At 60.2% G+C, this 23,267-nt stretch carries 18 protein-coding genes; 7 read left to right on the top strand and 11 right to left on the bottom strand.

Annotated features, from left to right (window positions below; genetic code table 11):
- The first annotated feature begins 3 nt into the window (after nt 1-3).
- Nucleotides 4-1,131 (top strand): bifunctional chorismate mutase/prephenate dehydrogenase, encoded by a 1,128-nt coding sequence (gene tyrA, locus GWQ31_RS11495; RefSeq protein WP_265421587.1) that lies wholly within the window; start codon nt 4-6, stop codon nt 1,129-1,131.
- A gap of 71 nt (nt 1,132-1,202) precedes the next feature.
- On the opposite strand, the gene hdfR is transcribed toward tyrA, so the two are convergent.
- The 10 genes from hdfR to GWQ31_RS11445 all read right to left on the bottom strand — a co-directional run bounded on the left by hdfR (nt 1,203) and on the right by GWQ31_RS11445 (nt 14,552).
- A complete protein-coding gene (gene hdfR / locus GWQ31_RS11490) occupies nt 1,203-2,078 on the bottom strand; it encodes an HTH-type transcriptional regulator HdfR (protein ID WP_131731074.1) in 876 nt (291 codons plus the stop codon).
- A complete protein-coding gene (locus GWQ31_RS11485) occupies nt 2,078-2,440 on the bottom strand; it encodes a DUF413 domain-containing protein (RefSeq protein WP_181455282.1) in 363 nt (120 codons plus the stop codon). Before GWQ31_RS11485 ends, hdfR begins: the two co-directional genes overlap by 1 nt.
- A 302-nt stretch (nt 2,441-2,742) precedes the next feature.
- Nucleotides 2,743-3,225, bottom strand: coding sequence for a serine protease inhibitor ecotin (gene eco, locus GWQ31_RS11480; protein WP_005310087.1), 483 nt, complete (start codon nt 3,223-3,225; stop codon nt 2,743-2,745).
- A 221-nt stretch (nt 3,226-3,446) separates the two neighbouring features.
- Nucleotides 3,447-4,004, bottom strand: a complete 558-nt coding sequence (locus GWQ31_RS11475) for a DUF1566 domain-containing protein (protein WP_111588640.1) — start codon at nt 4,002-4,004, stop codon at nt 3,447-3,449.
- Nucleotides 4,001-5,371, bottom strand: coding sequence for a DUF1566 domain-containing protein (locus tag GWQ31_RS11470; protein WP_275909396.1), 1,371 nt, complete (start codon nt 5,369-5,371; stop codon nt 4,001-4,003). Before GWQ31_RS11470 ends, GWQ31_RS11475 begins: the two co-directional genes overlap by 4 nt.
- 52 nt (nt 5,372-5,423) lie before the next feature.
- On the bottom strand, nt 5,424-7,838 hold the full coding sequence (locus GWQ31_RS11465; RefSeq protein WP_275909395.1) for a proprotein convertase P-domain-containing protein: 2,415 nt from the start codon (nt 7,836-7,838) through the stop codon (nt 5,424-5,426).
- A 37-nt stretch (nt 7,839-7,875) separates the two neighbouring features.
- A complete protein-coding gene (locus GWQ31_RS11460) occupies nt 7,876-9,936 on the bottom strand; it encodes a prolyl oligopeptidase family serine peptidase (RefSeq protein ID WP_275909394.1) in 2,061 nt (686 codons plus the stop codon).
- Nucleotides 9,936-12,101 carry a TonB-dependent hemoglobin/transferrin/lactoferrin family receptor gene (locus tag GWQ31_RS11455; RefSeq protein WP_265461296.1) on the bottom strand — a complete coding sequence of 722 codons (2,166 nt, stop codon included), beginning with the start codon at nt 12,099-12,101 and terminating at the stop codon, nt 9,936-9,938. The genes GWQ31_RS11460 and GWQ31_RS11455 overlap by 1 nt, the downstream gene beginning before the upstream one ends.
- Before the next feature lie 329 nt (nt 12,102-12,430).
- Nucleotides 12,431-14,281 (bottom strand): DUF3413 domain-containing protein, encoded by a 1,851-nt coding sequence (locus GWQ31_RS11450; RefSeq protein WP_096118462.1) that lies wholly within the window; start codon nt 14,279-14,281, stop codon nt 12,431-12,433.
- A 43-nt stretch (nt 14,282-14,324) separates the two neighbouring features.
- Nucleotides 14,325-14,552 carry a YejL family protein gene (locus GWQ31_RS11445; protein WP_275909393.1) on the bottom strand — a complete coding sequence of 76 codons (228 nt, stop codon included), beginning with the start codon at nt 14,550-14,552 and terminating at the stop codon, nt 14,325-14,327.
- A 73-nt stretch (nt 14,553-14,625) separates the two neighbouring features.
- Between GWQ31_RS11445 and yejK the strand changes: the two genes are divergently transcribed.
- The 5 genes from yejK to ugpC all read left to right on the top strand — a co-directional run bounded on the left by yejK (nt 14,626) and on the right by ugpC (nt 21,223).
- Nucleotides 14,626-15,687 (top strand): nucleoid-associated protein YejK, encoded by a 1,062-nt coding sequence (gene yejK / locus GWQ31_RS11440; RefSeq protein ID WP_219598719.1) that lies wholly within the window; start codon nt 14,626-14,628, stop codon nt 15,685-15,687.
- A 395-nt stretch (nt 15,688-16,082) separates the two neighbouring features.
- Entirely contained in the window at nt 16,083-17,264 is a 1,182-nt protein-coding gene (gene malE / locus GWQ31_RS11435; RefSeq protein WP_005310106.1) for a maltose/maltodextrin ABC transporter substrate-binding protein MalE, read from the top strand.
- Between the two features lie 75 nt (nt 17,265-17,339).
- Nucleotides 17,340-18,992, top strand: coding sequence for a maltose ABC transporter permease MalF (gene malF / locus GWQ31_RS11430; RefSeq protein ID WP_096118464.1), 1,653 nt, complete (start codon nt 17,340-17,342; stop codon nt 18,990-18,992).
- Between the two features lie 12 nt (nt 18,993-19,004).
- Complete coding sequence (gene malG, locus GWQ31_RS11425) at nt 19,005-19,895, top strand: maltose ABC transporter permease MalG (RefSeq protein ID WP_017412117.1); 891 nt, start codon at nt 19,005-19,007, stop codon at nt 19,893-19,895.
- A 191-nt stretch (nt 19,896-20,086) separates the two neighbouring features.
- Entirely contained in the window at nt 20,087-21,223 is a 1,137-nt protein-coding gene (gene ugpC / locus GWQ31_RS11420; protein ID WP_005310112.1) for a sn-glycerol-3-phosphate ABC transporter ATP-binding protein UgpC, read from the top strand.
- A 106-nt stretch (nt 21,224-21,329) separates the two neighbouring features.
- On the opposite strand, the gene ppk2 is transcribed toward ugpC, so the two are convergent.
- Nucleotides 21,330-22,145, bottom strand: a complete 816-nt coding sequence (gene ppk2 / locus GWQ31_RS11415; protein ID WP_125607856.1) for a polyphosphate kinase 2 — start codon at nt 22,143-22,145, stop codon at nt 21,330-21,332.
- Nucleotides 22,146-22,370: 225 nt separating this feature from the next.
- Here ppk2 and GWQ31_RS11410 point away from each other — a divergent pair, with 225 nt between their 5' ends.
- Nucleotides 22,371-23,171, top strand: coding sequence for an alpha/beta fold hydrolase (locus GWQ31_RS11410; RefSeq protein WP_058395748.1), 801 nt, complete (start codon nt 22,371-22,373; stop codon nt 23,169-23,171).
- The last annotated feature ends 96 nt before the right edge of the window (nt 23,172-23,267 follow it).

Below are 23,267 nucleotides of genomic sequence, written 5' to 3'. Positions count from 1 at the left end.
GATATGGCTGAAGAGTTGAATGCCCTCAGGGACAAGATTGATGCGGTGGACAGACAGCTGATCGATCTGCTGGCCGCACGACTGGCTCTGGTGGGGGAAGTGGGTGAGGTGAAGAGCCGCCACGGCCTGCCCATCTATGCACCGGACAGGGAGGCGAGCATGCTGGCCCGCCGTCGCACCGAGGCCGAACTGTTGGGGGTGCCGGGCGATCTTATCGAGGATGTGCTGCGCCGTGTCATGCGTGAATCTTATGCCAGCGAAAAAGACACCGGCTTCAAGTGCATGAAGCCGGATCTTGGCAAAGTGGTCATCATAGGCGGACAGGGTCAACTTGGCCGCTTGTTCGGCCATATGTTCAGCCTCTCCGGCTACCGGGTCGAGACCCTCGAACAAGCAGACTGGCCAAGGGCTGACGAGATCCTTGCCGACGCGGGTCTGGTCATGGTGGCCGTGCCCATCGACATCACCTGCCAGATCATCGACCGGCTCGGCAACTTGCCCGCCGATTGTCTGCTGGTGGATGTCACCAGCGTCAAGAGCGAGCCGCTTGCCCATATGTTGGCGGTGCACAAAGGTCCTGTTCTGGGGCTGCACCCCATGTTTGGACCGGATGTGGCGAGCCTTGCCAAGCAGGTGATCGTCTGCTGTCAGGGCCGTGATGCGGCCGCCAGTCAGTGGTTGCTGGATCAGATGACCATTTGGGGCGCGCGCTTGCAGCAAGTTGAGGCCCAAGCCCACGACGAGGCCATGACCCTCATTCAGGCGCTGCGCCACTTCGCCACTTTTGCCTATGGCTGGCACCTCTCCCGTGAGCAGGCCAACATCGACCGCCTGCTTAACTTAAGCTCCCCCATCTACCGGTTGGAGCTGGCCATGGTGGGACGGTTGTTTGCCCAGGATCCTGAGCTCTATGCCGACATCATATTGTCGTCACCGCAGAATCTGGCGATGATCCGCCGCTACTACCAGAACTTCGGAGAGGTGTTGGGGCTCTTGGAGCAGGGGGACAGAGCCGGCTTTATCGATGCCTTCTCGCAGGTATCCGACTTCTTTGGCGAGCATGCTGACGAGTTTCTGCACGAGAGCCGCATGTTGCTGGCCCAGGCCAACGATCGCCGCCAGCACGGCTGATGCGATTGCACACAAGCACCATAAAAAAGGGGCCTTTTCGGCCCCTTTTCTGTCTGTGCTATCGCCCGAAGTTATTCAGTCTGCGGCAGGCGCAGATCGGCACCATCCCAGCCAAGGGGCAGGGTCAGTAGCCGATCGATCAGCTCCCGACGATCGGACTTCTCCAGATAGGCGAGGTAAAGCGGGCGGCTCAGTGGCTGGCCTCCCTCCACCAGATGCAGCTGCCCCTTTTCCAGGAAGGGACTCACCATCCGCCGTGGCAGATAGGCGGCGCCCCCATTGGCCAGCACGAACTGCAGCGCCATGTTGGCGGAGCTCGAGTGCAGCACGGGTGTTTTTTGCAGGCTCTGCAAGCGGCTGGGTTGCGGCTCCAGGCTGGTGCCCCAGTCGAGGTGAATATGGGGCATTTGCATCAGGCTGTCGGCGTTGGCTGTGCTATCCCGGCTCACCAGTTCAAACACCAGTTCGCCGATGGGATGCAGGGCAATCTCGTCGATCTTGGTTGGCTCGGAGAGCAGGGCCAAGTCGAGGGAGCGCTCCAGCAGCTGGCGGCACAGGTGCTCGCGGGATGCGGTTTCGAGCCGCACGGCGAGGCCGGGAGCCAGCGCATAGACATGATTGAGCCAGTCGTTGAAATCAAGCTCCCAGAACACGGCGGGCGCGCCTATGGCGAGCTGCTGGCTGAAACCGGGGGAGAGTGCAACGTCCTGTTTGGCCCGACCCAGGGTATGCAAGATGGCGTCTGCATAGGGCAGCAGACGCTCGCCGGACGCGGTCAGGCGGATGTTATTGCGATGACGGGCAAACAGACTGACCCCGAGTTGCTGCTCGAGCTGGCGGATCCGAAAGCTCACCGCCGACTGGGTCAGGTAGAGATTCTCAGCAGCCCGGCCAAAGTGCCGGGTCTTGCTGACCTCGATAAAGGTCCGAAGCAGTTCGGTATCCATTAATCGATGGACTCGTCGCTGCCGCCGCCGTTGCCGCCGTCAAAACCACCGCCGCCGGTTTCCTCGTTGGCGCCGCCTGCGACTGTGCACAGACGATGCACGCGCTTGGGACCTATCACCTTCAGATACTTGAACCACACCTTGGCGTGGGGATTGCTGCCGGCAGCGCCGGATTTGACCTGTTCGATAAAGGTGCTTTCTACGTCATCGCGCGGCGCCAGGTTGCCCTGATAGAGCGCCAGCATGGCGGTGCCGTATTTTTCCAGACTGTCCGCTTCGGCAACAGTGAATTCACCACTGCGACGCAGGCCACGGGGAAAATGTTTGAAGTCGTTGAAACGCTTGTCGGATTCGAAGCTCATAGTGCTCTTTTTCTGGTTAGTTTGACCTTTGCGGGCAAGTATCATCAGGCCGTCGCAGAGTGCAAAATCAATTTTTTCACTATATGGATAAATCATTTTCATCGAAAGTGATTTAGCCATGATCCAGTGGACATTCGGGGAGGGCAGGAGCAAAAAAGCGAGAAAAAAAGCGGAGTTATGTCAGGTTATGTCAAGGTTAGGCCGTCTGGGGCGACGAAATTTGGTTAAAAATAAAGCGCCATTTGGCGCTCTATTTTGTGTCATTCATGAACCAAAGCGGGAGGTTTGGTCTCGATGGAGACTTACTCTATCATGGCTGGCTGGGCCAGGTTGTCCGCACGCCACAGACGGTAGCGCACTTCATACTCCTGCGGGACGTAGAGCACGAACGGCAGCTTGGAGTTGTAGTTAACGAAGAAGCCCTGACCGTAGATCTGGACGAAGGTCTCTTTCTTCTGGACATCCGGGCAGGCCATCAGGGTGCTGATGGGGTCGGATACCTTGCCGAGCATCAGGTAGTTGTAGCCCCAGCCCTTGACGCTGTGCTGCTCAAGGTTGCCGGCGAAACGCGGCACATTGCAGTCGACCATCATTTTCTTGCCGACCTGCAGCTCGACCATCATGTCGGCTTCGTTCTCGACTTCCGGCAGGCGGATCACGACACGTTCCTGGTTTACTTCGGCGGCCGGAAACATGCTGATATCAAATTTTTTCGGTTCGGCGGCGAAGGCATGGCCGCCCAGCAACAAGGCGCCCAGCAGGCTAAAACGCAATACGGTTTTCATCTGTACCTCATGGGGATTGGTTCAACGCCGCTAGACTAACCGCTCTGCCCGTTTCATGCCAGCGATCCGGGGTGCAAATCCTGCCAGATCCGGCACAGGATGACGTCTTCTGGCTATTTTCTGACAAGGCGCACATTCGGTGTACAGCGCTTTTGCACAGCTCGGAGGTGGCCGGACAAGGATCCGCTTTTCAGCGGGATCCTGTGGCCACCCCCGCGCAATCAACGCACCAGAAGCAGCTGTTTGGCCCAGGCGCCGGGCGCCCGCATGCCAACGGCGCCACTGGTGATATCCAGATAGGCGACGCTCTTGCTGGCCGGCACCGGGGTCGAAGACCAGAGATAGACGTAACCGTCGTTCACCTCTTTTCCTTCACCGGCCATGGCGCGGGGGAAGATGGTTTCGTTGAGCGCCGGCTTGTAGCAGGCGGACTCCAGCACGCTGGTCAGCTCCTTGATGGTGGGCAGGCGCCAATCCCGGTAGCCGCCAAAGCCGTACAGGGTATGGCTCGGTTCGGTTCGGATCCGCTCTGCCGTCAGCAGGGCCTGCTGCCAGTAAAGCCGGGTTGGCTCGCCGCTGCAGCTCTGGTTGCGCCAGGTCTGGCCAAGCTGGCAGCGCATCCAGGTCAGGCCCGTGCTTCTGTCGGTGACTGTGCCGTTGCCGCGATCGATGAAGCGGGCGGTGGGGCTGGTTCTGGGCATGGTGTCGTCGCAGATGGCGGTGGCCAGGGCGAGAGGGCTGCTGAGGGTCAGCAGCAGGGTCAACATCAATCGGTTCATCGGGTTACCTCCGCCACCAGTCGCAGTTGCAGACCGTTGGCATCATCGCTGTTTTGAACTGTGGTGGCGTAGTCGGTACCGGCGTCATCGCCGAGGAAGATATGGGCGATGGCGCTCAGGGGGGCGCTCTCCAGCCGACGGGACGGGGTCAGGGTCTGGCTCCAGTAGTAGCCGCTGAAATCCTTGGTGGTGGTGCCGACATCGGGGAAGTAGCGCACATCCATGGTGACCAGCTGGCCATATTGGCGGGCGAGTGAGCCGTAGTGTTGCAGGCTCATCAGCTCGCGCGAGTGGGGCATGCGCCAGCTGGTGATGCCGCACAGCTGCTGGGCGTTGAGCCACTGGCGATATTGCTCTGTAGTGCAGATGGCCTCGCCTTGCGGGCAGGCGTAGTCAAGCTCCTGCTGGGTGGGGTGATAGTCGCCAAGCTCCCAGGCGAAGGTGCGATGCAGATCGCGTGGGCTCTTTGCATCATTCAGCTTCCTCTCCCAGACGAGGCCAGTGTTGAGGTCTTCCACACATTCCCACTGAGGGGCGTCATCCGGCAGGGGCTGGCCCTTGCCATCCAGCTTGCGATAGCGCAAGGGGGCCTTGTTCAGGCTGGCTTCCTGGCCCGGGTGGTCGGCGGGCTCTTCGATGAGCAAGTAGTCGACACCATCCGTGTAGGTGGCGACGCCGCTGCCGGTGACCAGGGGATGGGAGTATTGCTGTTGCAGCAGGTGGGTGACGCTCTCTTGCAGGCTGGTCAGCTCGCCGTGCTGGGCAAAGTGGCTGGCCAGCTCGGGCAGCAGGCTGCCGAGGGCCGGCCAGACCACGGCTTGCACGAGGACGGGCGAAAGGTCCGGTATCTCCGGCTCGGCATCGATCACCGCCAGCAGCAGTTGCCCCAGCGCCAGGTTGAAGTCGGCCAGTTGCGACAGGGCGGTCAGCCCTTGGCCTGGTTGCAGCGGCGCCAGCGCGGCCAGCATCTCGTCGAGTGCCTGTTTGGGCGGATGTCCCTCGGCGATGCGGCTTTGCAGCAGAGTGCTGAGCAAGCTGGGGGTCAGGGTCTGGCCATCCAGTCGGGCGGCCGGATGCAGCAGCGTCAGCGCCGCCGGGTTGGTTGGCAGGAACAGCAGCGGACTGGTCAGCAGGGCGGGGGAGGTGCCGCTCAGCTGACGGGCACCGGCCACGCCGCTGACGCTGGGATCTCCCTCGTCACAGCGGGTGTTCTGGTTGAGATTGACGCACAGGGTGCCACTCTCGGGCAGATTGACGTTCAGGGTATAGGCAGGTGCCGCCAGCGGCGCTTCATCCGAGCCGCCGCCACCGCAGGCGGTGAGCAGGGGGGCCAGCAGGCAGGCCAGGCGGGAATAGGTTGGATTCATCTCTTGTCCTTGGGAAGGGGCCAGGGCCCCTTCTTATATATGGGTGGGTTACTCAGCCGCGCTGGCGAAGGCGGCGCCAGATCGCCAGCGGCAGCAGCCAGAGCAGGTTGGCCGCACCGCCGCCACTGCTGTCGTCCACCGGGAAGTGGATGATGCCGTCATCCGGCGGGGCTATGGGTTCACCACACTGGGCGCCGATGCGCTGGCTGATGCTCCAGCCATTGATGCGGCCCTGATGCCCGGGTTTGCTGTCCACCACTTCCAGCGTCCATCTGCCGGCCAGCGGCTCTCCCAGCAAGGGGGTGAAGGCTTGCAGGGGCAGCAGCTCGGTAGGGAAGACACCTTTCAGCCGTGGCAGTGGGCTGTAGCCCTTGTCCCAGATCTGGATGCGGGTGCCGGAGGGGGAGTTGAGCCAGATCTCCAGCTCATCCAGGGCGTCGTGTTGCAGATCCAGGGTCAGTTGCAACTGCTCGCTCACTTTGGCGTTGGTCTTCTCCAGCTGCAGGCTGGCTTGGCTCAAACCGCGTACTTCCTCGCTCTGGGCATCGCTGAGGAGCAGCGGCTGGCCAGTGGCACGGCTGATGATGGGCGTGCCTATGGGCAGGCTCAGTGGCTGCTGCCACTGGCGCTCGGTCGGACTGGTCCCCGTCATGACGAGGCTTACCGGCAGGCTCACCTCATCGCCGCAGGCCAGCGGGCTCTGGGCCAGCAGTCGCAGCGTGGTGGTGGTGCTGGCACCTGCCGCCAGTGTGGTGGCTTGCCATTGGTAGGGATCGGCCTGCAGCCCGGCGGGCAGGGTCAGGGTCAGCTCATTGAGGGTCACCGGCGCCGAGCCCTGATTGGTGAGTGTCACCTGTACGGATTGACGCTGTCCCAGCTCGATGGCGCTGCCCTCGGCCAGCGCGATATTGACCGGCGCCAGCAAGAGGCCGTGCTGACGGAAGGCTTGCTCCAGATGGCTGGCGTAGTGACGGGCAGGGTAGAGCCGCACCGCCGTGTCCACAGTGATGCGGGCCAGCTGTGGCATGCGAATGGCCGGGCCCAGCCCGAAGTGGGATTCGATGATGACGCGGTCAAACTCGTCCCGGGCCCCTTCGCCATGCTCGGTCACCGAGGCCAGCAGGGCCTGGAACAGCGGTGTGCCCCACAACTGATCGCCGTTGCTGCCGTTGATGGTGCGGTGGGCCGGATAGCTGTAGTCCGGGTGGTAGCGGGCCCGCAGATCATCCAGCTGGCGCGGGGTACGATCGGTGAAGCGTGCATCCCAGTTGAACACCATGGCCGGTTCGAATTGGCGACCCGCTTCGCTGCGCTGGCGGTGGCTGGCGGCCAGGTAGTCGCTGAAGCCCTCGCCGATGGCGCCCCAGTCTGCCTCCTCCCCGAGATCCGGCACTATGTGGTGCTGCACCGCATGGCCGAACTCGTGCCAGATCACCATGGGATCCTCGGCATCGGGCACGCCGCTGCGGCCCAGCTCCAACCTGCGCTCGAACGGGTCATAGAGGGAGTTGTCCTGATAGCCGGCCTCTGTATCTATGTCGAGGGCCCCGGGGATGAGCCCGGTAAAGCCCAGCTTCTTGATGTGGCGCTGGGCCAAGTCAAGGTGGTAATAGGCGTTGATGTCGGCAAAGCCCCGATCGTCCCGGGTCAACCGGAATGCCTGCGGATCATCACTGCTGAAAGGCGCGGTATCGGGCTCCATGGCATCCACTACCCGGGCGTGAGGGCCGCTCAGCAGATAGCGTCCCCCCGCCAGTGTGACCGGCAGGGGAACTCTGTCCTGATAGGCGGCGTCCGCCAGCACCAGTTCGTCGTGCCAGACCAGGCTGGCGTCTTGCAGCTGGGTGCGGGGATCCGGGTCGAATACTCGTGCTTCCACTTGGGTGTCGCCGACGTCGGCTGTGCGGCTGGCCCGGGTGCTGGCCGCATCCATCCAGCGGCCCAGCTCCCGGCTGCCGTCGCAACTGGCGAACAGCTGTACATAGGTAGCCTTGGCGTTGCCTGCCTGGTGCTCGCGCACCCGCTGGCGCAGGGCGGGCACCAGGGTGTCGCCGTCGCGCCAGTACCAGGCTTCGACCGCGCCCAGCGTGTCGATCTCGCTGCCCGCTGCCCGCAACTCTTCGATCAGAGGATCCAGGTTGCCGCTGGCATCACAGCCTGGCTCGCTGCTCTGCAGCGGCCGACTGTTGTGATAGATGCGCCAGGGTTTGCCGGTCTTGTCGACGCTGACGGCAGCCTGGATGGTGGCCACCGGCAGGCCGTTGACCAGTTGGCGGAAGCTGTAGTGATGGCCGAGCAGGCTGGCCCTGTCGTAGTCGGGGGCGAGCGTGACGCCAAGGCGCTGCTCGAGCCACTGCTGCGGCGTGGTGGTAATGGTTTTTTCATCGACGAACTGCAACTCGGCCGCCAGCAGAGGCTGTGAGAGCAAGGTTGCCGCCAGCCAGAGGGCCAGGGAAGAGGGTTTCATGGTTTACTCCAACACAAAATGAGAAAAGGATGCGCCATCAGCGGGTAACGCCGGCCAGGGTGAGCAGGAAGGCATACTCGCGCGCTGCCTGCTGGTGGGCCTTGCCGGTACTGGCCTGGTGGCCGCTGTCGAGAGCCGTGCTTAGCAGATAGGGGCCTGTGCCCGTGCTGTGCTCCCGCAGCCGGGCGACCCATTTGAGCGGCTCCCAGTAAGGCACCTGGCTGTCGTGCAGCCCGGCCGTCACGTAAACCGGGGGATAGGGCTGCCGTTGCAGGTTGTCATAGGGGCTCAGACGACGCATGGCTGCATAGTCGGCGGGAATGGCCGGATTGCCCCACTCGGCGTACTCCTGGCGGGTGAGCGGCAGTTCGGGATCGCTCATGGTGCCGAGCAGATCGACGAAGGGCACCTGCAACACGGCGCCGGCAAAGCGGGTTGGCGCCTGATTGAGCGCCGCCGCCACCAGCAGACCGCCGGCACTGCCGCCCATGGCGAACAGCCGGGCGGGATCGATGGCCGGATCGCGGGCCAGCGCCTCGGCCACGGTCAGGAAGTCGTCCACGCTGTGCTGTTTTTGCTGGCCACGTCCCGCCAGATACCAGTCGTCTCCCAGCATGCCGCCGCCGCGCACGTGAGCGATGGCGTAGACAAAACCGCGATCCAGCAGACTCAGCATCTGGGGCTGATAGTAAGGGCGCATGGGGGTGCCATAGGCGCCGTAGCCGTAGAGCAGCAGCGCCTTGGGCTTGGTGATGTCGGTGCGCCACACCAGAGAGACGGGTACCTTGACGCCGTCCTTGCCCACCACCCAGCGTCGCTCGCTTCGGTAGGGAGAGGGGGGCTGCGCCTGCGCGTCGGCTTGCCACTGACCGCTGGCCAGATTGAGCCAGCGCTGGTGCGGCGGCTCGGCCATCCCTTGCCTGCGGATCAGGATCTGCTGGCTGGCCGGGTCATGAGCGCCCTGGATCCAGGCCGTGCCAGCTCCCTCGGTGAGATGCACACGCTGGCTGAGCTGGCCGCTTGAATCCAGCACATCGAGCCAGTCGTCCCCTGCCTTGCGGTATTGCAGGACCGTATGGTCGGCAAACAGGCGCCACTTCTCCAGGCTCTTGTCCTCGCCGGACCAGAGGGGTTGCCAGTGCCCCTCGGCCACCTGTGTCAGACTGGTCACCTGATAAAGGTCGAGGGCACCATTTTTGTTGCTCTTGATGAGCACTCGCTCCCCTTGGGTATCCAGGTAGTACTCGACACCGGCCTGACGGGCCTTGAGCAGAGAGGGGGTTCCCTCGTCCAGCAGGTACTGCTCCGAGCTGTCGTGGTTGTTGCTCTGCAGCAGCAGGTGGCGTTTGTCCGTGGTGCCATAGAGGCTGAGCAGCCAGGCGGGATCGGCCTCCTTGTGTACTAGCCGCTCCTTGCCATCCTGCCAGGCCCACAGCTGCCAGGGGCGCAGGGTGCGGCGCTCGTTGGCAAGGGTGTAGAGGGTCTTGCCGTCCAGGCTCCAGAGCAGATCGGCTGCCCTGTGCGCCAGGGTGGTTTGTGTCTTGCCGCTATCCAGATCCAGCAGGGTGATACGGTAGTCCAGATCGCCACGCAGATCTTCGGCCAGGGCCAGCCAGCGCCCGTTCGGGTGCAGTGCCCAGCCGGCGAGCTCGTAATAGCCGCTCGCCGGTTGACGCGGCGCCAGTCGCTGACGGGGCTGCGCCTTGTCATCAGCCCGTTGCCACAGGCTGCCATCGGCCTCCATTCGCCACTGGCTGCCCGCTTCGCTGTGCCACTCGGCGGGCATGGGCTCGCCGCGCGATTGCGCCTGCCACTCGGCTTGTAGCGCCTGCTCCAGCGGCCGCTGGCTGGCGAGCTGCTGCTCGGTCCAGTGGTTCTGCTCGGCCAGCATGGCCAGCAGGGCGGGATCCTGGCGGCTGTCGTCACGCCAGCCGCCATAGGGATCCCACCGCGCTATCTTGCCCTTCATCAGCAGGGGACGCTTGGCAATGGCTGATGTGCTCTGTGGCGCCGTGGTGGTTGCCGTCATGCCCGCGGCCTCGGTGGGTGAGGCCACCGGATTGGCCAGCAGAGCCGTCATTATCAATAGCGCGTGCATCAGATCCCCACGAAGGTGTAGCGCAGGCTGGCGCTCAGGTAGCGGCCCGTCTGGGTGTAGAGTCCCGCATCGCTGCCCGCTTCCTGCCCGGCTACATCCTGATAGCGGGTGTAACGGGTATCGAGCAGGTTATCGAGCTTGAGGTTGGCCTTGAGGGCGTCTGTGATCTGCCAGTCGGCGGTCAGGGCGAAGCTGAGCCAGCCTGCACTCTTCATGCACTCGCTCTGCTGCTGGGTCAGGCTGTTGCCGCAAGTGGGTACCCGGCTCATGGCGGCGGCATAATCGGCTTGCAGCCCCAGGCTCCAGTCGTTGGCCTGATAGCTGAGGCGGGTATTGCCCTCCAGCGGGGTCAGGTTGCGCGGTGACTCGCCCTGGCTGTCCTTGCCATCCACCCAGCCGAGTTTGGTGGCCACTTCCCACTGCTGGGTCAGCCAGTAGCTGGCGGCGATTTCGGCGCCCCAGGTCTCGGACTTGGCCACGTTGCGGTATTGGCGCAGCATGACGCCGTCCCGCAGACGGAAGCCCACCTGGCGCCAGTCGACGAAGTTGTAGTAGCGGTTGTAGAAGAGCGCCGGCTTGATGCTCCACTCATCCCCTTCACCGCTCACACCCCACTCGAAGCTGTGGCTGGTCTCCTCCTTGAGGTCCGGGTTGGCGATGATCTCGAACGGTGGCAGGGCAAAGTAGTGGGGAATATTGCCGTACACCTTGTCGTAGGAGGGGGCACTAAAACCGTTGGCATAGCTGAGCCAGCTGCGCCACTGATCGTTGAAGCGGTAGCTGGTAGCCAGACTGGGGGAGAGGTGCCAGCTATGATTGCTGGCGCCCTTGCCATCTTGCGGGCTCAGCCACTGGTGATCCATGCGCAGTGTGGGGGTGAATTGCCATTGTCCGAGGCTCGCCACATCCCCCAGCCAGATGCCGGCGCGGTCCGTGCGGGCGCTGCTGAAGGGGGCGGATTGGCCGGGCTGGGGAATGCCCGCCTCCAAGGTCAGCTTGTCGACCGGTCGCTCGTGGCTTGCGCGCTCCAGTTCGACGCCATAGCTCAGCTTGTGTTCGATGGCGCCGGTCGTCAGATCTCGGCGAATGTCCAGCTCGCCGCCGAGCAGATCCTCGGTGAAGGTGGCCAGTTCCCGTTCGCTACGATAGCGGGGATAGCCGCTCAGCAGGTCATTTTGCAGCAGGCTGCGTTTGTTGGCGCTGTTCTTGGCATGATTGCCGTGCAGGCTCAAGGTGAACTGATCCGCCAGCAGATGGTCGAGACTGCGCGCCTCCCAGCTCAGCTTGGCGCCCTGGGAGCGCTGGGTACTGTCCTCGCGATACTGGCGGACCTGCCATTTGCCATCGGGCTGGGGGACTTCGCGCGGCCCCTGATCCCGCTTGGCGTTGTCCTCGAAGTAGTCGAGTTCGAGGCGCAGCAGGTGGTGCTCGTTCAGGATGAAACGAGAGCTGGTGGAGGCACTCAGGCCATCCAGATCCGCCGGGATGCGGCTCTCGTCATAGTTGGCGGTCTCGTGCCCCTGCCAGCCGGAGACGCGCAGCAGGTGTTCTGTTTCAGCCCAGCGGGCGGCACCGGTGGCGCTCAACTTCTGCTTGTCGCTGCTGCCATCGTGTAGGATCTTGCTGCTGAGGTAGGCATCCTGCCCCTGCAGATAATCCTCCGGCTGCTTGGTGGAGATGACGATGGTGCCGCCGATGGCGTCTGATCCGTGCAGGGCGGAGCCTGCCCCCTTGGCCACCTCAATCTGCTTGACGTCATCCAGATCGAAGCTGAAACGGCCCACCTTGTCGTTGAGATCGTCGGCGCCGAAGCCGTCGCTGACCCTGACCCCGTCCTTGATGATCAGCACCCGGTTGCCGCCAATGCCACGGATGCTGATGTTTTGCGGACGCCCTGCCGAGCCGGTCACAGAAACGCCGGGTTCGTTCTTGAACACGTCGGTGAGTTCGGTGGCAACCTGGCGATCCAGGTCCTCTTCGGTGATGACTGTGATGGCGCCAGAGATATCGGACAGCTTCTGTTCGACCCGCTGGCCCTTGACCACTATGGTCTCGCGCGCCTTGAGGTGAGCAGGGGTGCCAGTCCCATCGAGTTGGGTCTGATCGCTGGCGGCCAGCGCTGTGCCGGACAGCAGCATGGGCCAGTAGTGCAGCAGTATTTTCATTTTGAGAATGATTGTTATTTAAGCCTGAAGGGCGCGGATTATTGCAGAGTGGTCCATCCAGATCAACGATTGATAATCATTATCATTTTGTTTTTATGATCTTGATCAGGTTGATGTTTTTGATGGAAGAGTCAGTAATGAAAAGAAGAACGTTTGCGCCGGCAAGTGAGAACATGAAGAGGAGAAGAGGGCTATCTGGCTGGGCATAAAACCCGTCCCCTATGGGCTCCCTTGGGCATAGATGCCCAGCTGTTGTTTTCCGGCACGTGCTGCACGCAATAAAAAGCCCGCTACGGGAGCGGGCTTGGTGAGTTGTGGTTTTCTGGCCGTCAGGGGGCGCGATAGAAGCGGTTGAGCTCGTTCATCACCTGGATCATGACACCCATGTCGGGGGTGCCGTGCTTGATGGGACGGTAGCTGTTGCGCTCCAGCAGTTCAAAATCACCCTGCTTGTTGAAGTGGGTGATGGTGTTGCCCTGATAGATGGCAAAATCACGCTGATCCCCGGCCAGCAGCCAGTTGCGCGGGCTGTTGTCGAACAGACTGCGGCCTGTGCTGTAGTCCCGTGCCGGGTTGCGTACCCCCAGCATGCCCTGCATCAGGGTGGGCACCAGATCCAGATGGCTGCTCAACTGGCTCTGCGCCAGGGTGTCGTTGCCCGGCCAGGCCAGCACGAAAGGCACCTGCACCTGATAAGGCGAGTAGTTGGTGCCATAGCCCCAGCTGTTGCTGCGAGTATCGTTGAACTCCTGACCGTGGTTGGAGGTCACCACGACTATGGTCTGCTCGTTCAGGCCCTGCTGTTGCAGCTGGCTCAGCATCTGCTCCAGCAACTGATCGGTGTAGAAGACGGTGTTCTTGTAACGGTTCTCCAGCTTCTGCAGGTTTTTGGCCTGATAAGCGGTGGCCGGATTGAACTTGGTCAGCTCGGGCTGGAAGGGGCCCTTCATGTCGGCCGGCAGCTGGTAATCACCGGGGCTCGACAGATAGACCAGCGAGAACCAGGGTCTGTCCGGCGAGCGCTTGGCGAGCCACTGCTGCCAGTCACCGATCAGCAGCTGATCATTGGTCTGCTCGGAGACAAACACCTGCTTGCGCAGACCGGAGAGGATGCTCTGGCGATACTGCTGCGCATCTTCCAGCGCGCCAAACAGGCCGAACTGGTAATCCTGGCGCAGCATCTCGTCGAACAGTACCGGCGGTGTCTTGTCGTTGCGGATGTCGTCGTAATAGTGGCCGGGCAGGCCATAGAAGAGGCTGAACATCCCCATCACATCGTCATTGCCGCCACTCATGTGGTTGCGGAAATTGAGATGGCTGTCTGCATAACGCTGCAGATTGGGCATGTTGATGCTGTTGAGCATGTCGGCTCGCAACGAATCCACCACCACCACCAGCAGGTTCTTGTGGGTAATGGGGGCGTTGACGCTGAGCGGGCGCAGGGGGTAGCGCAAGCGGCTCTCGCTTTCGCCATCCTGGGATTCTGCCTTCTTCTCGTACTGATCCAGGTCCAGCCAGCCGTGCTTGGCCAGGAAGCTCTTGGCGGTCATGGGGTAGGAGAGCGGGAAGTTGGCGCGCTGCATGGTAATGGGCTGATACAGGGTGGCATCGGCCCAGCTGTTGACCACGTGGGTCAGAATGAAGCAGACCAGCAGGGCCAGCCCCACCTGATTGCCATACTGACGGCGCTTGCGCTTGTTGATCTTGCGCCACACATAGGCTGACAGCAGCAGTTGCAGCAGGAAGATGGTTGGCACCGCCACGAAGATGATGCTCCAGATCGAGCCTTCCTCGGTCTGGGCCTGATCCAGCAGCAACTGCCACACCTGAGCGTTCAAGTGGAACTTGAACAGCTGGAACACCTGGGTGTCGATGAGCAGGAGCACCAGCGCTAGGGTGGCGATGATGGCCGAAATGAAGCGCAGCAGCTTCTCTTTGGGCAGCACGAAACTCAGCGGGAATATGGTCAACAGGTAGGTGACAAAGCTCAGAAACGAGAAGTGACCTATCCAGCTGATGATGAGATAGGTCACGCCGAGCGTGGTCGATGGCCAGCTGATGGCACCCAGATAGCGGGTGGCAATCAGCATGGCCAGAATGATGTTGAAGAAGGAGAACCAATGCCCCCAGGTGATCAGGCGAGAGACATTATCACGATAGGGGTTGCCGGTTTCGACCATAGTGATCCATCTGCTTTGAGAAACGTCAAAAAAAGGCGGCGACTCAGTGAGTGTCGTGGCGAGTGTTGACCGAGGAAGTCAGTGCCTGGACATATTTTTCAGTGATCGCCTGGCGTTGTGCCGGGGCCATGCCGTTGATGATATTGGTCGTCACGTTACCCAGCACCATGAGGCTGAGGTCGACTGGCGCCTTGTGCTTTTCCAGTACAGTGATCAGGTCATTCATCAGGTCATCAAACTGCTGGTTTGTGTACTTTGATACGATGGGCATAATCTTCAGTTCATCTCGGTTCAAAGCGCCTTATAATACTTCACCCTTTCGGCTAACACTATGGCTTTGTGACATGAGTCTCGATATCGACAAGATCATTCTTCACTCCCTGCGCCAGGGCGGCGATGGTCAACCTCACGCCGACACCCGCAGCCAGACCCTGCCTGCTGATGAGGCGGTTCAGGGGCTGATGGCGGAGCTGCATCGCATTTACAACGGCAAGGGTGGCAAGGGCTTTGGCTTTTTCGCTGACCCCGAAGCCGCCGTCGCCGAGCTGGCCGACGGTGAGGAAGCCCCCAAGCAGCCTTCTCCCGCCTTTCGCATTGCCCTTGAGCAGCTGCTCGGCGATCAGCTCGAATTCGTCCCCTTCTCGGTCAATATGACCCAGCTGCTGGTCAAGAACCTGGTGGATCACGCCCTCGACGAGCAGGGTGTATTGCTGTTTGCCAAATACAACTATGTGGGGGTCGATTACCTGATGGTCGCCCTGCTGGAAGGCAAGGAGAGCGTCACCGTCAGCGAGGCGCTGGACTTGCGCCATATCCATTATCTGGATATCGGCAAGCTCAATCTGGTGGCACGCATCGATTTGACTGAATGGAAAACCCAGCCAGACTCTCGCCGCTATATCACCTTCAGCAAGGGGCGGGTCGGTCGCAAACTGGGGGACTTTTTCATGGACTTGCTGGGTGCCCGCGAGGGCATGGATGCCAAGATCCAAAATAAAGGGCTGCTGCAGGCGGTGGATGATTATTGCGACAGTCGTCAGCTCGAAGCGGCCGATCGCAACGACTACAAGAAGCAGGTCTTCAAATATTGCACCGAGCAGGCCAGCGCCGGTGAAGAGATCGAAATCAAGGAGCTTTCCGCCGAACTCTCTGCAAGAGAAGCGGGCGACGGCGATCTCGATTTTTACAGCTTCATCGGTCAGGAGTATGAGCTGGAAGAGCGCTTCCCCGCCGATCGCTCCACCCTGCGCGGCCTGACCAAGTTCGTCGGCTCCGGTGGCGGTCTGACCCTGAGTTTCGAGCAGAAATTGCTGAACAGCCGGGTGTTTTACGATCCCCAGACCGATACCCTGACCATTCGCGGCGTGCCACCCAATCTCAAGGATCAACTGCTGCGCCAGTCGTAATGTGATCTGCTTTCCATTTTTGGCAAAAAGACACCGCACTTCGCTGCGGTGTCTTTTTATTTAAGGGGGTAAGTCGCCTCGAAACCAACTCGGTGCTTTGTTAACAATTTAAACAGAATAACCACCGTGAAAGGGTTTTCAATGCAGTGAAAACCCTTTCATTTGTGTTTTTTTATTTCCATTTGGTAATTTAATTTCTGTTTTTGGCGAGAAATATGCCAATAAATGGCGATAACTCCCTGAAATAAGAAAATGTTTTCATAACTTTCTGGAAGAAAATACGTAATTGCATTTCAAAAATGCGAGTTGCGTCATGTGAGGCAGTAGCGGCTTGGGATAATATTCATCTCGCACACAATGCTCTTACAGCGCGGAACTAATACAAGGAAAGGCTCATGAAAAAGAAATTGCTGTCATCCCTGATCGGTCTGGCTACTCTGGGCGTGGCTTGCTCTGCCACCGCCGCCATTGACGAAGGTCAACTGACCATCTGGATTAACGGTGACAAGGGATACAATGGTCTGGCTGAAGTAGGTAAGAAGTTTGAAGCCGAAACCGGGATCAAGGTGACGGTTGCTCACCCTGATCAGGTGGAAGTGAAATTCCAGCAAGCCGCTGCCACCGGCAACGGTCCGGACATCTTCTTCTGGGCTCACGACCGTTACGGTGAGTGGGTCAAGGCCGGTCTGCTGGTCCCTGTTACCCCGAACGCAGCCACCAAAGCCAAGTTTGAACAGTTCGCCTGGGATGCCATGGCAGTGGATGGCAAGACCTACGGTTATCCGGTTGCGGTAGAAGCCGTGAGCCTTATCTATAACAAGGATCTGCTGCCCGAGCCGCCGAAAACCTTCGAAGAGATCGCCAAGATCGACGAAGCGCTGAAGAAAAATGGCAAGCGCGCCATCATGTGGGCCTATGACACCCCCTATTTCAGCTACCCGCTGGTGGCTGCCAACGGTGGCTATGCCTTCAAGAAAACCGCTACCGGTTATGACGTGAAAGATACCGGCGTGAACAACGCAGGTGCCAAGGCCGGTGTTGGCTATATCTCCGAGATGATCAAATCCGGTCACCTGGAAAAAGGCATCGACTACGGTGTGATGGACGCCAAGTTCAACAAGGGCGAAGTGGCCATGATGATCAACGGTCCCTGGGCCTGGAGCAACCTGGACAAGAGCGGCATCAAGTACGGTGTAGCGTCCCTGCCGACCCTGAAGGGCAACCCGGCCAAAGCCTTCGTTGGCGTACTGGGTGCGACCATCAACGCCGCCAGCCCGAACAAGGATCTGGCTATCGAGTTCCTGGAAAACTACCTGCTGACCGATGCCGGTCTGGCGCCGGTCAACGCCGACAAGCCGTTGGGTGCCGTAGCACTGAAGTCCTTCCAGAAGACCCTGGAATCCGATCCGCACATCAAGGCAACCATGGTGAACGCCCAGAATGGCGAGCCGATGCCGTCCGTGCCTGAGATGAGCCGTTTCTGGTCTTCCTTCGAAACTGCCCTCAAGAACGTGACTTCCGGCCGTCAGAGCGTTGACGAAGCCCTGGATACCGCTGCCAAGCGTATCGTTCAGTAAGCATGCACTACCCGGGAGGCCGCAACGGCCTCCCACTCTCTCAAATCTCTCTTGGCGTTATAAAGGTTAATTGGCATGGAAGTAGTACCTTCTATTGAATCCTATGCCGGTCCGAAGGATAAGCACACCTGGCTTAAGTGGACCATCGCTGCTCTGGTAGCCATCCTCAACGGTTATGCGGCCGTGATGATGTACGCCAGCGGTGAGTGGGTATTCGCTCTGCTCGATCTGGTGGTGGTGTCCGTCGGTCTGTATGTCTTCATGAACAAGAAGACTTATGCCCACCGCTATATCTTCCCCGGTGTGGCTGGCATGGTTGTGTTTATCATCTTCCCTCTTGCCTACACGATCGGCATCGCCTTCACCAACTACTCGGGAGCCAACTTGCTCTCCCTTGAGCAGGCACGGGATTACCATCTGAAAAAAAGCTACAAGGTGGCTGGCGGTGAATTCGATTTCACCCTGCTGGGTGGTGAGAACAATCAGTTTCAGCTGTTGCTGAAACAGGACGACCAAGCCTTTATCAGTCAACCCCTTACTCTGATGAACAACAAGGCCCGTGAACTGGCTGTCCGCGAGGGCAGAGTGCAGGACGCAGTCCAGGTTGTTCAGTTGCAGCCTCTGGCAGAAGAGGCCGTGGACAAGGTGGCCCCCATTCGTGCCATCGTCGATCATCGCACTCACCTGAGCGCGCTGGATCTGGTATTGCCGGAAGGTGGCATTCACCTGACCCTGAGCAGCCTGCGCAAGTTTGCCGCCCAGAAGCAGCAGTACACCCGGCTGATGGATGGCGCCGTGCTCAAATCCGGCGTGGTGATCAAAGACAGCAACCTGCTGCGTGACACCCAGACCGGCGAGCTGATGCTGCCCAACGGTGACACCGGCTTCTATCAATACATCGACGAGCAGGGACAGTTTGTCGGCAAGGGCATGGCCCCCGGTTTCGTGGTGAGCGTAGGTTGGAAAAACTTCGTGCGCATCATGACAGACCCGGGTATCCAGGGTCCCTTCATGCAGATCTTCGTCTGGACTGTGATCTTCTCCGCCGGCTCAGTGGGCTTCACCCTGGCCATCGGCATGGTGATGGCATGTCTGGTGCAGTGGGAACAGCTCAGAGGTCGTGGCTTCTACCGGGTCATGCTGATCCTGCCCTATGCGATACCGGCGTTTATCTCCATCCTGGTGTTCAAGGGCTTGTTCAACCAGAACTTCGGCGAGATCAACCTGTTCCTGGAAGCGGCGTTCGGCATCAAGCCGGACTGGTACACCACCCCCTTCCTGGCCAAGGTGATGATCCTCATCGTCAATACCTGGCTTGGCTACCCCTACATGATGATCCTCTGCATGGGCTTGCTCAAAGCCATTCCGGATGATCTCTACGAGGCGTCGGCCATGGACGGTGCCGGCCCTGTGCAGAACTTCTTCAAGATCACGGTTCCGCTCTTGATGAAGCCACTCACCCCGCTGCTGATCGCATCCTTTGCTTTCAACTTCAACAACTTCGTACTCATACAGTTGTTGACGAACGGAGCACCGGACATCATAGGCGCCAGTACCCCGGCCGGTACCACGGATCTGTTGGTGAACTACACCTACCGGATTGCGTTCCAGGGCTCGGGTGGTCAGGACTACGGTCTGGCCAGTGCCATCGCTACCGCCATCTTCCTGATCGTCGGCGCGCTTGCACTGCTCAACCTGAAATTGTCCAAAGCCGACAAGCAACAGTAAGGAGGCTTCTCAATGGCTATCGTACAACCCAAATCAGTCAAATACCGGGTGTGGGCAACCCACCTGGTCATGTGGGCCTTCCTGGCGCTGATCATCTTCCCAGTGATCATGGTCATCGCCATCTCGTTTCGTAACGGCAACTTCTCGGTGGGGGAAATCATCCCCTCCGATCCGACCCTGGATCACTGGAAGCTGGCGCTGGGCATGTCTATCACCAACGCCGATGGCAGCATAACGCCGCCGCCGTTCCCCGTGCTGACCTGGCTGTGGAACTCCATCAAGATCGCCGGCATCACGGCCCTGATGATAGTGACACTGTCGACCACCTGTGCCTATGCGTTTGCCCGCCTGCGTTTTCGCGGCAAGCAGACCATATTGCAAGGGATGTTGATCTTCCAGATGTTCCCTGCCGTGCTGGCACTGGTGGCCATCTATGCGCTGTTCAACAAGATAGGTGACTATGTGCCCTGGCTGGGTCTGAACACCCACGGTGGCCTTATCCTGGCTTACATGGGCGGCATAGCGCTGCACGTCTGGACCATCAAGGGCTACTTCGAGACCATAGACTCCTCGCTGGAAGAGGCGGCAGCCATCGATGGCGCGACCCCGTGGCAGGCGTTCCGTCTGATCCTGTTGCCCCTGTCGGTGCCCATTCTGGCGGTGGTGTTCATTCTGGCCTTCATCGGTACCATCACCGAGGTGCCCGTGGCTTCCATCCTGCTGCAGGATGTGAACAACCTGACCCTGGCGGTCGGTGCCCAGCAATACCTCTATCCGCAGAACTATCTGTGGGGTGACTTTGCGGCTGCAGCCGTCCTGTCGGGTCTGCCTATTACTGTGGTCTTCCTGATGGCGCAGCGCTGGTTGGTAGGTGGCCTCACCGCCGGTGGTGTGAAAGGTTAAGTGTGCTTGCCGCACGTGCCTCGTCACCAGCCTCAAGGTGTTCCTGCTGGTCTGTCACAGGGCTGGCTGGTAGGCGGTTTTACCGCTGGCGGTGTGAAAGGCTAACGTTTAACGGCTAACGGTTTTAATGGCCGGGGGAGCTGACTCCCCCCGCCGTCACGATTTGCAAAGATTCAAGAGCGGAGCTCGTCATGGCTGAAGTAGTACTCAACAACGTTCGCAAGAACTACGATCCGGCGGTCCACAAGGACACGCTGCGCAACATCAACCTGGCCATCAAGGAAGGGGAGTTCATCGTCTTCGTCGGCCCGTCCGGCTGCGGCAAGTCCACCCTGCTGCGGATGATCGCGGGTCTGGAAGACATCACCAGCGGTGAGCTGACTATCGGCGGTCGTTACATGAACGACGTGCCGCCGGTGGAGCGCAACGTCGGCATGGTGTTCCAGTCCTACGCTCTCTATCCGCACATGAACATCTACGAGAACATGGCTTTTGGTCTGAAGCTCAAGAAGATGGACAAGGAGAACATCCACAAGCGGGTGATGCGTGCCGCCGAGATCCTGGGGCTTGAGCCATTGCTGGACAGAAAGCCCAAGGCGCTCTCCGGCGGTCAGCGCCAGCGAGTGGCCATAGGTCGCTCCATAGTGCAGCAGCCGCAGGTGTTCCTGTTTGACGAACCCTTGTCCAACCTGGATGCCGCCCTGCGGGTCAAGATGCGCATCGAGATCGCCAAACTGCACAAGGAGCTCAACTCCACCATCATCTACGTGACCCACGATCAGGTGGAAGCGATGACACTGGCCAACCGCATCGTGGTGCTGAGCCCGCTCAAGGGCGAGGCCCAAACCAACCTGGAACAGTTCGGCACCCCGCTCGATCTCTACCACAACCCGGACAACAAGTTCGTGGCGGGCTTTATCGGCTCACCCAAGATGAACTTCCTGTCGGGCGAATTGTTGGAGATTGGCGAGCAGGAGTGTGTGGTCAAACTCACCTCCGGCGATACGGTGCGGGCGCGGGTCGATGCCCGTCGTGGCTCGGTCGGTGACAAGGTAGAGCTGGGTATTCGTCCCGAGCATCTGTTCCCGCTCGATCACCCCCATGCTCACAGCAAGGTGAGCGGGATAGTGCAGGTGGCTGAACACCTGGGCGCGGAATCCTTCGTTTATATGGATGTGGATGGTCACGACTTTACCGTCAAGGCCACCTCGGACGTGGATGTGGCTACCGGTCAGACCTACAGCGTGGGTATCCCGGCTGAAGCCTGTTATCTGTTTGACGCCAAAGAGCAGGCGTTCCCTCGTACCGCCAAGTACATTCGTACCTGATTTCTTTGCGCTGGTTTTCCTTAGTATTCAATGCCTTTTTGCCGGTCGTCAGACCGGCTTTTTATTGCCTGCCGTTCGGGAAACATGGCAGGCAGGGTGATGGTGATCAGGCCTCCAGCTCGGCGGTAATGTCGGGTACAAAGGTCTGGCTGGCCAGCGGCGGGCGTTCGTACCCCTCTGTCTTGATGGGGGGCAGCTTGATGGGTTCGTAGTGGATCGCCTCGTAGGGCACCTTGCCGAGCAGGTGGGCGATGCAGTTGAGCCGAGCCCGGCGCTTGTCGTCGGCATCGACCACGAACCAGGGACAGTCTTCCGTGTCCGTGTAGGTGAACATGTCATCCTTGGCGCGGGAGTACTCCACCCAGCGCGAGCGGGATTGCAAGTCCATGGGGCTGAACTTCCAGCGCTTGATGGGGGTGTTGATCCGCTCCTTGAAACGCTTCTCCTGCTCTTCGTCCGAGACCGAGAACCAGTATTTGATCAGGGTGATTCCTGAGCGGATCAGCATGCGTTCAAACTCGGGACAGGCCCGTAAAAACTCGCGATACTCCGCATCGCTGCAAAACCCCATCACCCGCTCGACTCCGGCCCGGTTGTACCAGGAACGGTCAAACAGCACCATTTCACCGGCGGCGGGCAGGTGGGCGGCATAGCGTTGAAAATACCACTGGGATCGCTCTCTATCGGAGGGAGCGGGCAAGGCGGTGACCCGGCAGACCCGTGGGTTGAGTGGTTCTGTGATGGCCTTGATGACGCCGCCCTTGCCGGCGGCATCGCGCCCCTCGAATAGCACCACCACCTTCAGCCCCTCCTGCTTGACCCACTCCTGCAGCTTGACCAGCTCCTCCTGCAGATGGGTGAGGTGATGCTCATAGCACTTCTTGTCCAGACGCGGGCGCTTCTTGCTCTTTTCCTTCGGCATGGCTTTCTCCTTTTTGAGTCCTTTCCTTGAGTCATCTTCAGCTTGCACCAGGGAGGCGCCACTGCCAAGGACTGCGTGTTACACTGCCGCCCCGTCGCTGGCAGCAAAACAGCATGGCGATTTACACTGCCGCCTCATCAGCCGCTGGCAATAGAAAAAACATGAAGCCATTTATGGCGATTTGTATTGCCGTCTCATCATCAGCAGCAGGCAACAGGAGAAAACATGAAGCAATTTATGGAGATAGCGGGCCGCCAAATGGCCTATCTGGACGAGGGGCAGGGCCCGGTTCTGTTGTTTGGCCACAGCTACCTGTGGGACAGCGCCATGTGGGCGCCGCAGATTGCCGCGCTCAAGGGCCAGTACCGCTGTATCGTGCCCGAGCTGTGGGGCCATGGCGATTCCGACCGGTTGCCGGAGGGTCCCTGCACCCTGGCGACCCTGGCCCGGGATCATCTGGCGCTGCTCGATGCCCTCGGGGTCGAAGAGTGTGTGCTGGTGGGTCTCTCCATCGGTGGCATGTGGGGTGTGGAGCTGGCCAGGATGGCACCGACCCGTCTCAAGGGAGTGGTGCTGATGGACAGCTTCGTCGGTCTCGAGCCCCAGATCACCTGTGAGCGCTACCTCGGCATGCTGGGCATGATTGGGCAGCTCGGCACAATACCGGCCCCCATAGTGGAGCAGGTGGCACCGCTGTTTTTTGCCAATCAGCCGGAGGCGGCCTTGATTGACGGATTCAAGATGCGTCTGGCCTCTTGGCCAGGGGAGAAGGTAGCCGCCATGGTGGCGGTGGGCCGCAGCTTTGTGACCCGGGAAGATCGCATCGACTGGCTGGAAGAGATCAGGGTGCCGGCGCTGGTCATGACCGGCTGCGAAGACAAGGCACGCCCTGTGCTGGAGGGTTATCTGATGGCCGAGGTGCTGGGTTGCCCCTTCAAGGAGATACCGGCCGCAGGCCATATCTCCACGCTGGAAAATCCCGCCTTCGTCAATCAGGCACTGACGGCATTTCTGGCCGGGCTCTGATATCGACAACCGCTATTGCATGACAAAGAAGGGAGCCGTGGGCTCCCTTCTTTGTTTCCTGATTGCTGGTTATCACTCTCTGTGATCTGAGAGGGC

Origin of the sequence: Aeromonas sp. 2MA4 (assembly GCF_029237305.1) — a bacterium.
Lineage (GTDB): Bacteria > Pseudomonadota > Gammaproteobacteria > Enterobacterales > Aeromonadaceae > Aeromonas > Aeromonas salmonicida.
Note: the sequence above shows the minus strand (reverse complement) of the source record. Positions and strands in the feature narration are given on the sequence as shown.

Excerpts from the sequence above, each read along its gene's own strand:
- GWQ31_RS11485 (WP_181455282.1), bottom strand. The coding sequence starts at position 2,440 with ATGAGCTTCGAATCCGACAAGCGTTTCAACGACTTCAAACATTTTCCC.
- malE (WP_005310106.1), top strand. The coding sequence starts at position 16,083 with ATGAAAAAGAAATTGCTGTCATCCCTGATCGGTCTGGCTACTCTGGGC.
- hdfR (WP_131731074.1), bottom strand. The coding sequence starts at position 2,078 with ATGGATACCGAACTGCTTCGGACCTTTATCGAGGTCAGCAAGACCCGG.
- eco (WP_005310087.1), bottom strand. The coding sequence starts at position 3,225 with ATGAAAACCGTATTGCGTTTTAGCCTGCTGGGCGCCTTGTTGCTGGGC.
- GWQ31_RS11410 (WP_058395748.1), top strand. The coding sequence starts at position 22,371 with ATGAAGCAATTTATGGAGATAGCGGGCCGCCAAATGGCCTATCTGGAC.
- GWQ31_RS11465 (WP_275909395.1), bottom strand. The coding sequence starts at position 7,838 with ATGAAACCCTCTTCCCTGGCCCTCTGGCTGGCGGCAACCTTGCTCTCA.
- GWQ31_RS11475 (WP_111588640.1), bottom strand. The coding sequence starts at position 4,004 with ATGAACCGATTGATGTTGACCCTGCTGCTGACCCTCAGCAGCCCTCTC.
- GWQ31_RS11455 (WP_265461296.1), bottom strand. The coding sequence starts at position 12,101 with ATGAAAATACTGCTGCACTACTGGCCCATGCTGCTGTCCGGCACAGCG.
- ugpC (WP_005310112.1), top strand. The coding sequence starts at position 20,087 with ATGGCTGAAGTAGTACTCAACAACGTTCGCAAGAACTACGATCCGGCG.
- yejK (WP_219598719.1), top strand. The coding sequence starts at position 14,626 with ATGAGTCTCGATATCGACAAGATCATTCTTCACTCCCTGCGCCAGGGC.
- GWQ31_RS11470 (WP_275909396.1), bottom strand. The coding sequence starts at position 5,371 with ATGAATCCAACCTATTCCCGCCTGGCCTGCCTGCTGGCCCCCCTGCTC.
- ppk2 (WP_125607856.1), bottom strand. The coding sequence starts at position 22,145 with ATGCCGAAGGAAAAGAGCAAGAAGCGCCCGCGTCTGGACAAGAAGTGC.
- tyrA (WP_265421587.1), top strand. The coding sequence starts at position 4 with ATGGCTGAAGAGTTGAATGCCCTCAGGGACAAGATTGATGCGGTGGAC.
- malG (WP_017412117.1), top strand. The coding sequence starts at position 19,005 with ATGGCTATCGTACAACCCAAATCAGTCAAATACCGGGTGTGGGCAACC.
- GWQ31_RS11445 (WP_275909393.1), bottom strand. The coding sequence starts at position 14,552 with ATGCCCATCGTATCAAAGTACACAAACCAGCAGTTTGATGACCTGATG.
- malF (WP_096118464.1), top strand. The coding sequence starts at position 17,340 with ATGGAAGTAGTACCTTCTATTGAATCCTATGCCGGTCCGAAGGATAAG.
- GWQ31_RS11450 (WP_096118462.1), bottom strand. The coding sequence starts at position 14,281 with ATGGTCGAAACCGGCAACCCCTATCGTGATAATGTCTCTCGCCTGATC.
- GWQ31_RS11460 (WP_275909394.1), bottom strand. The coding sequence starts at position 9,936 with ATGCACGCGCTATTGATAATGACGGCTCTGCTGGCCAATCCGGTGGCC.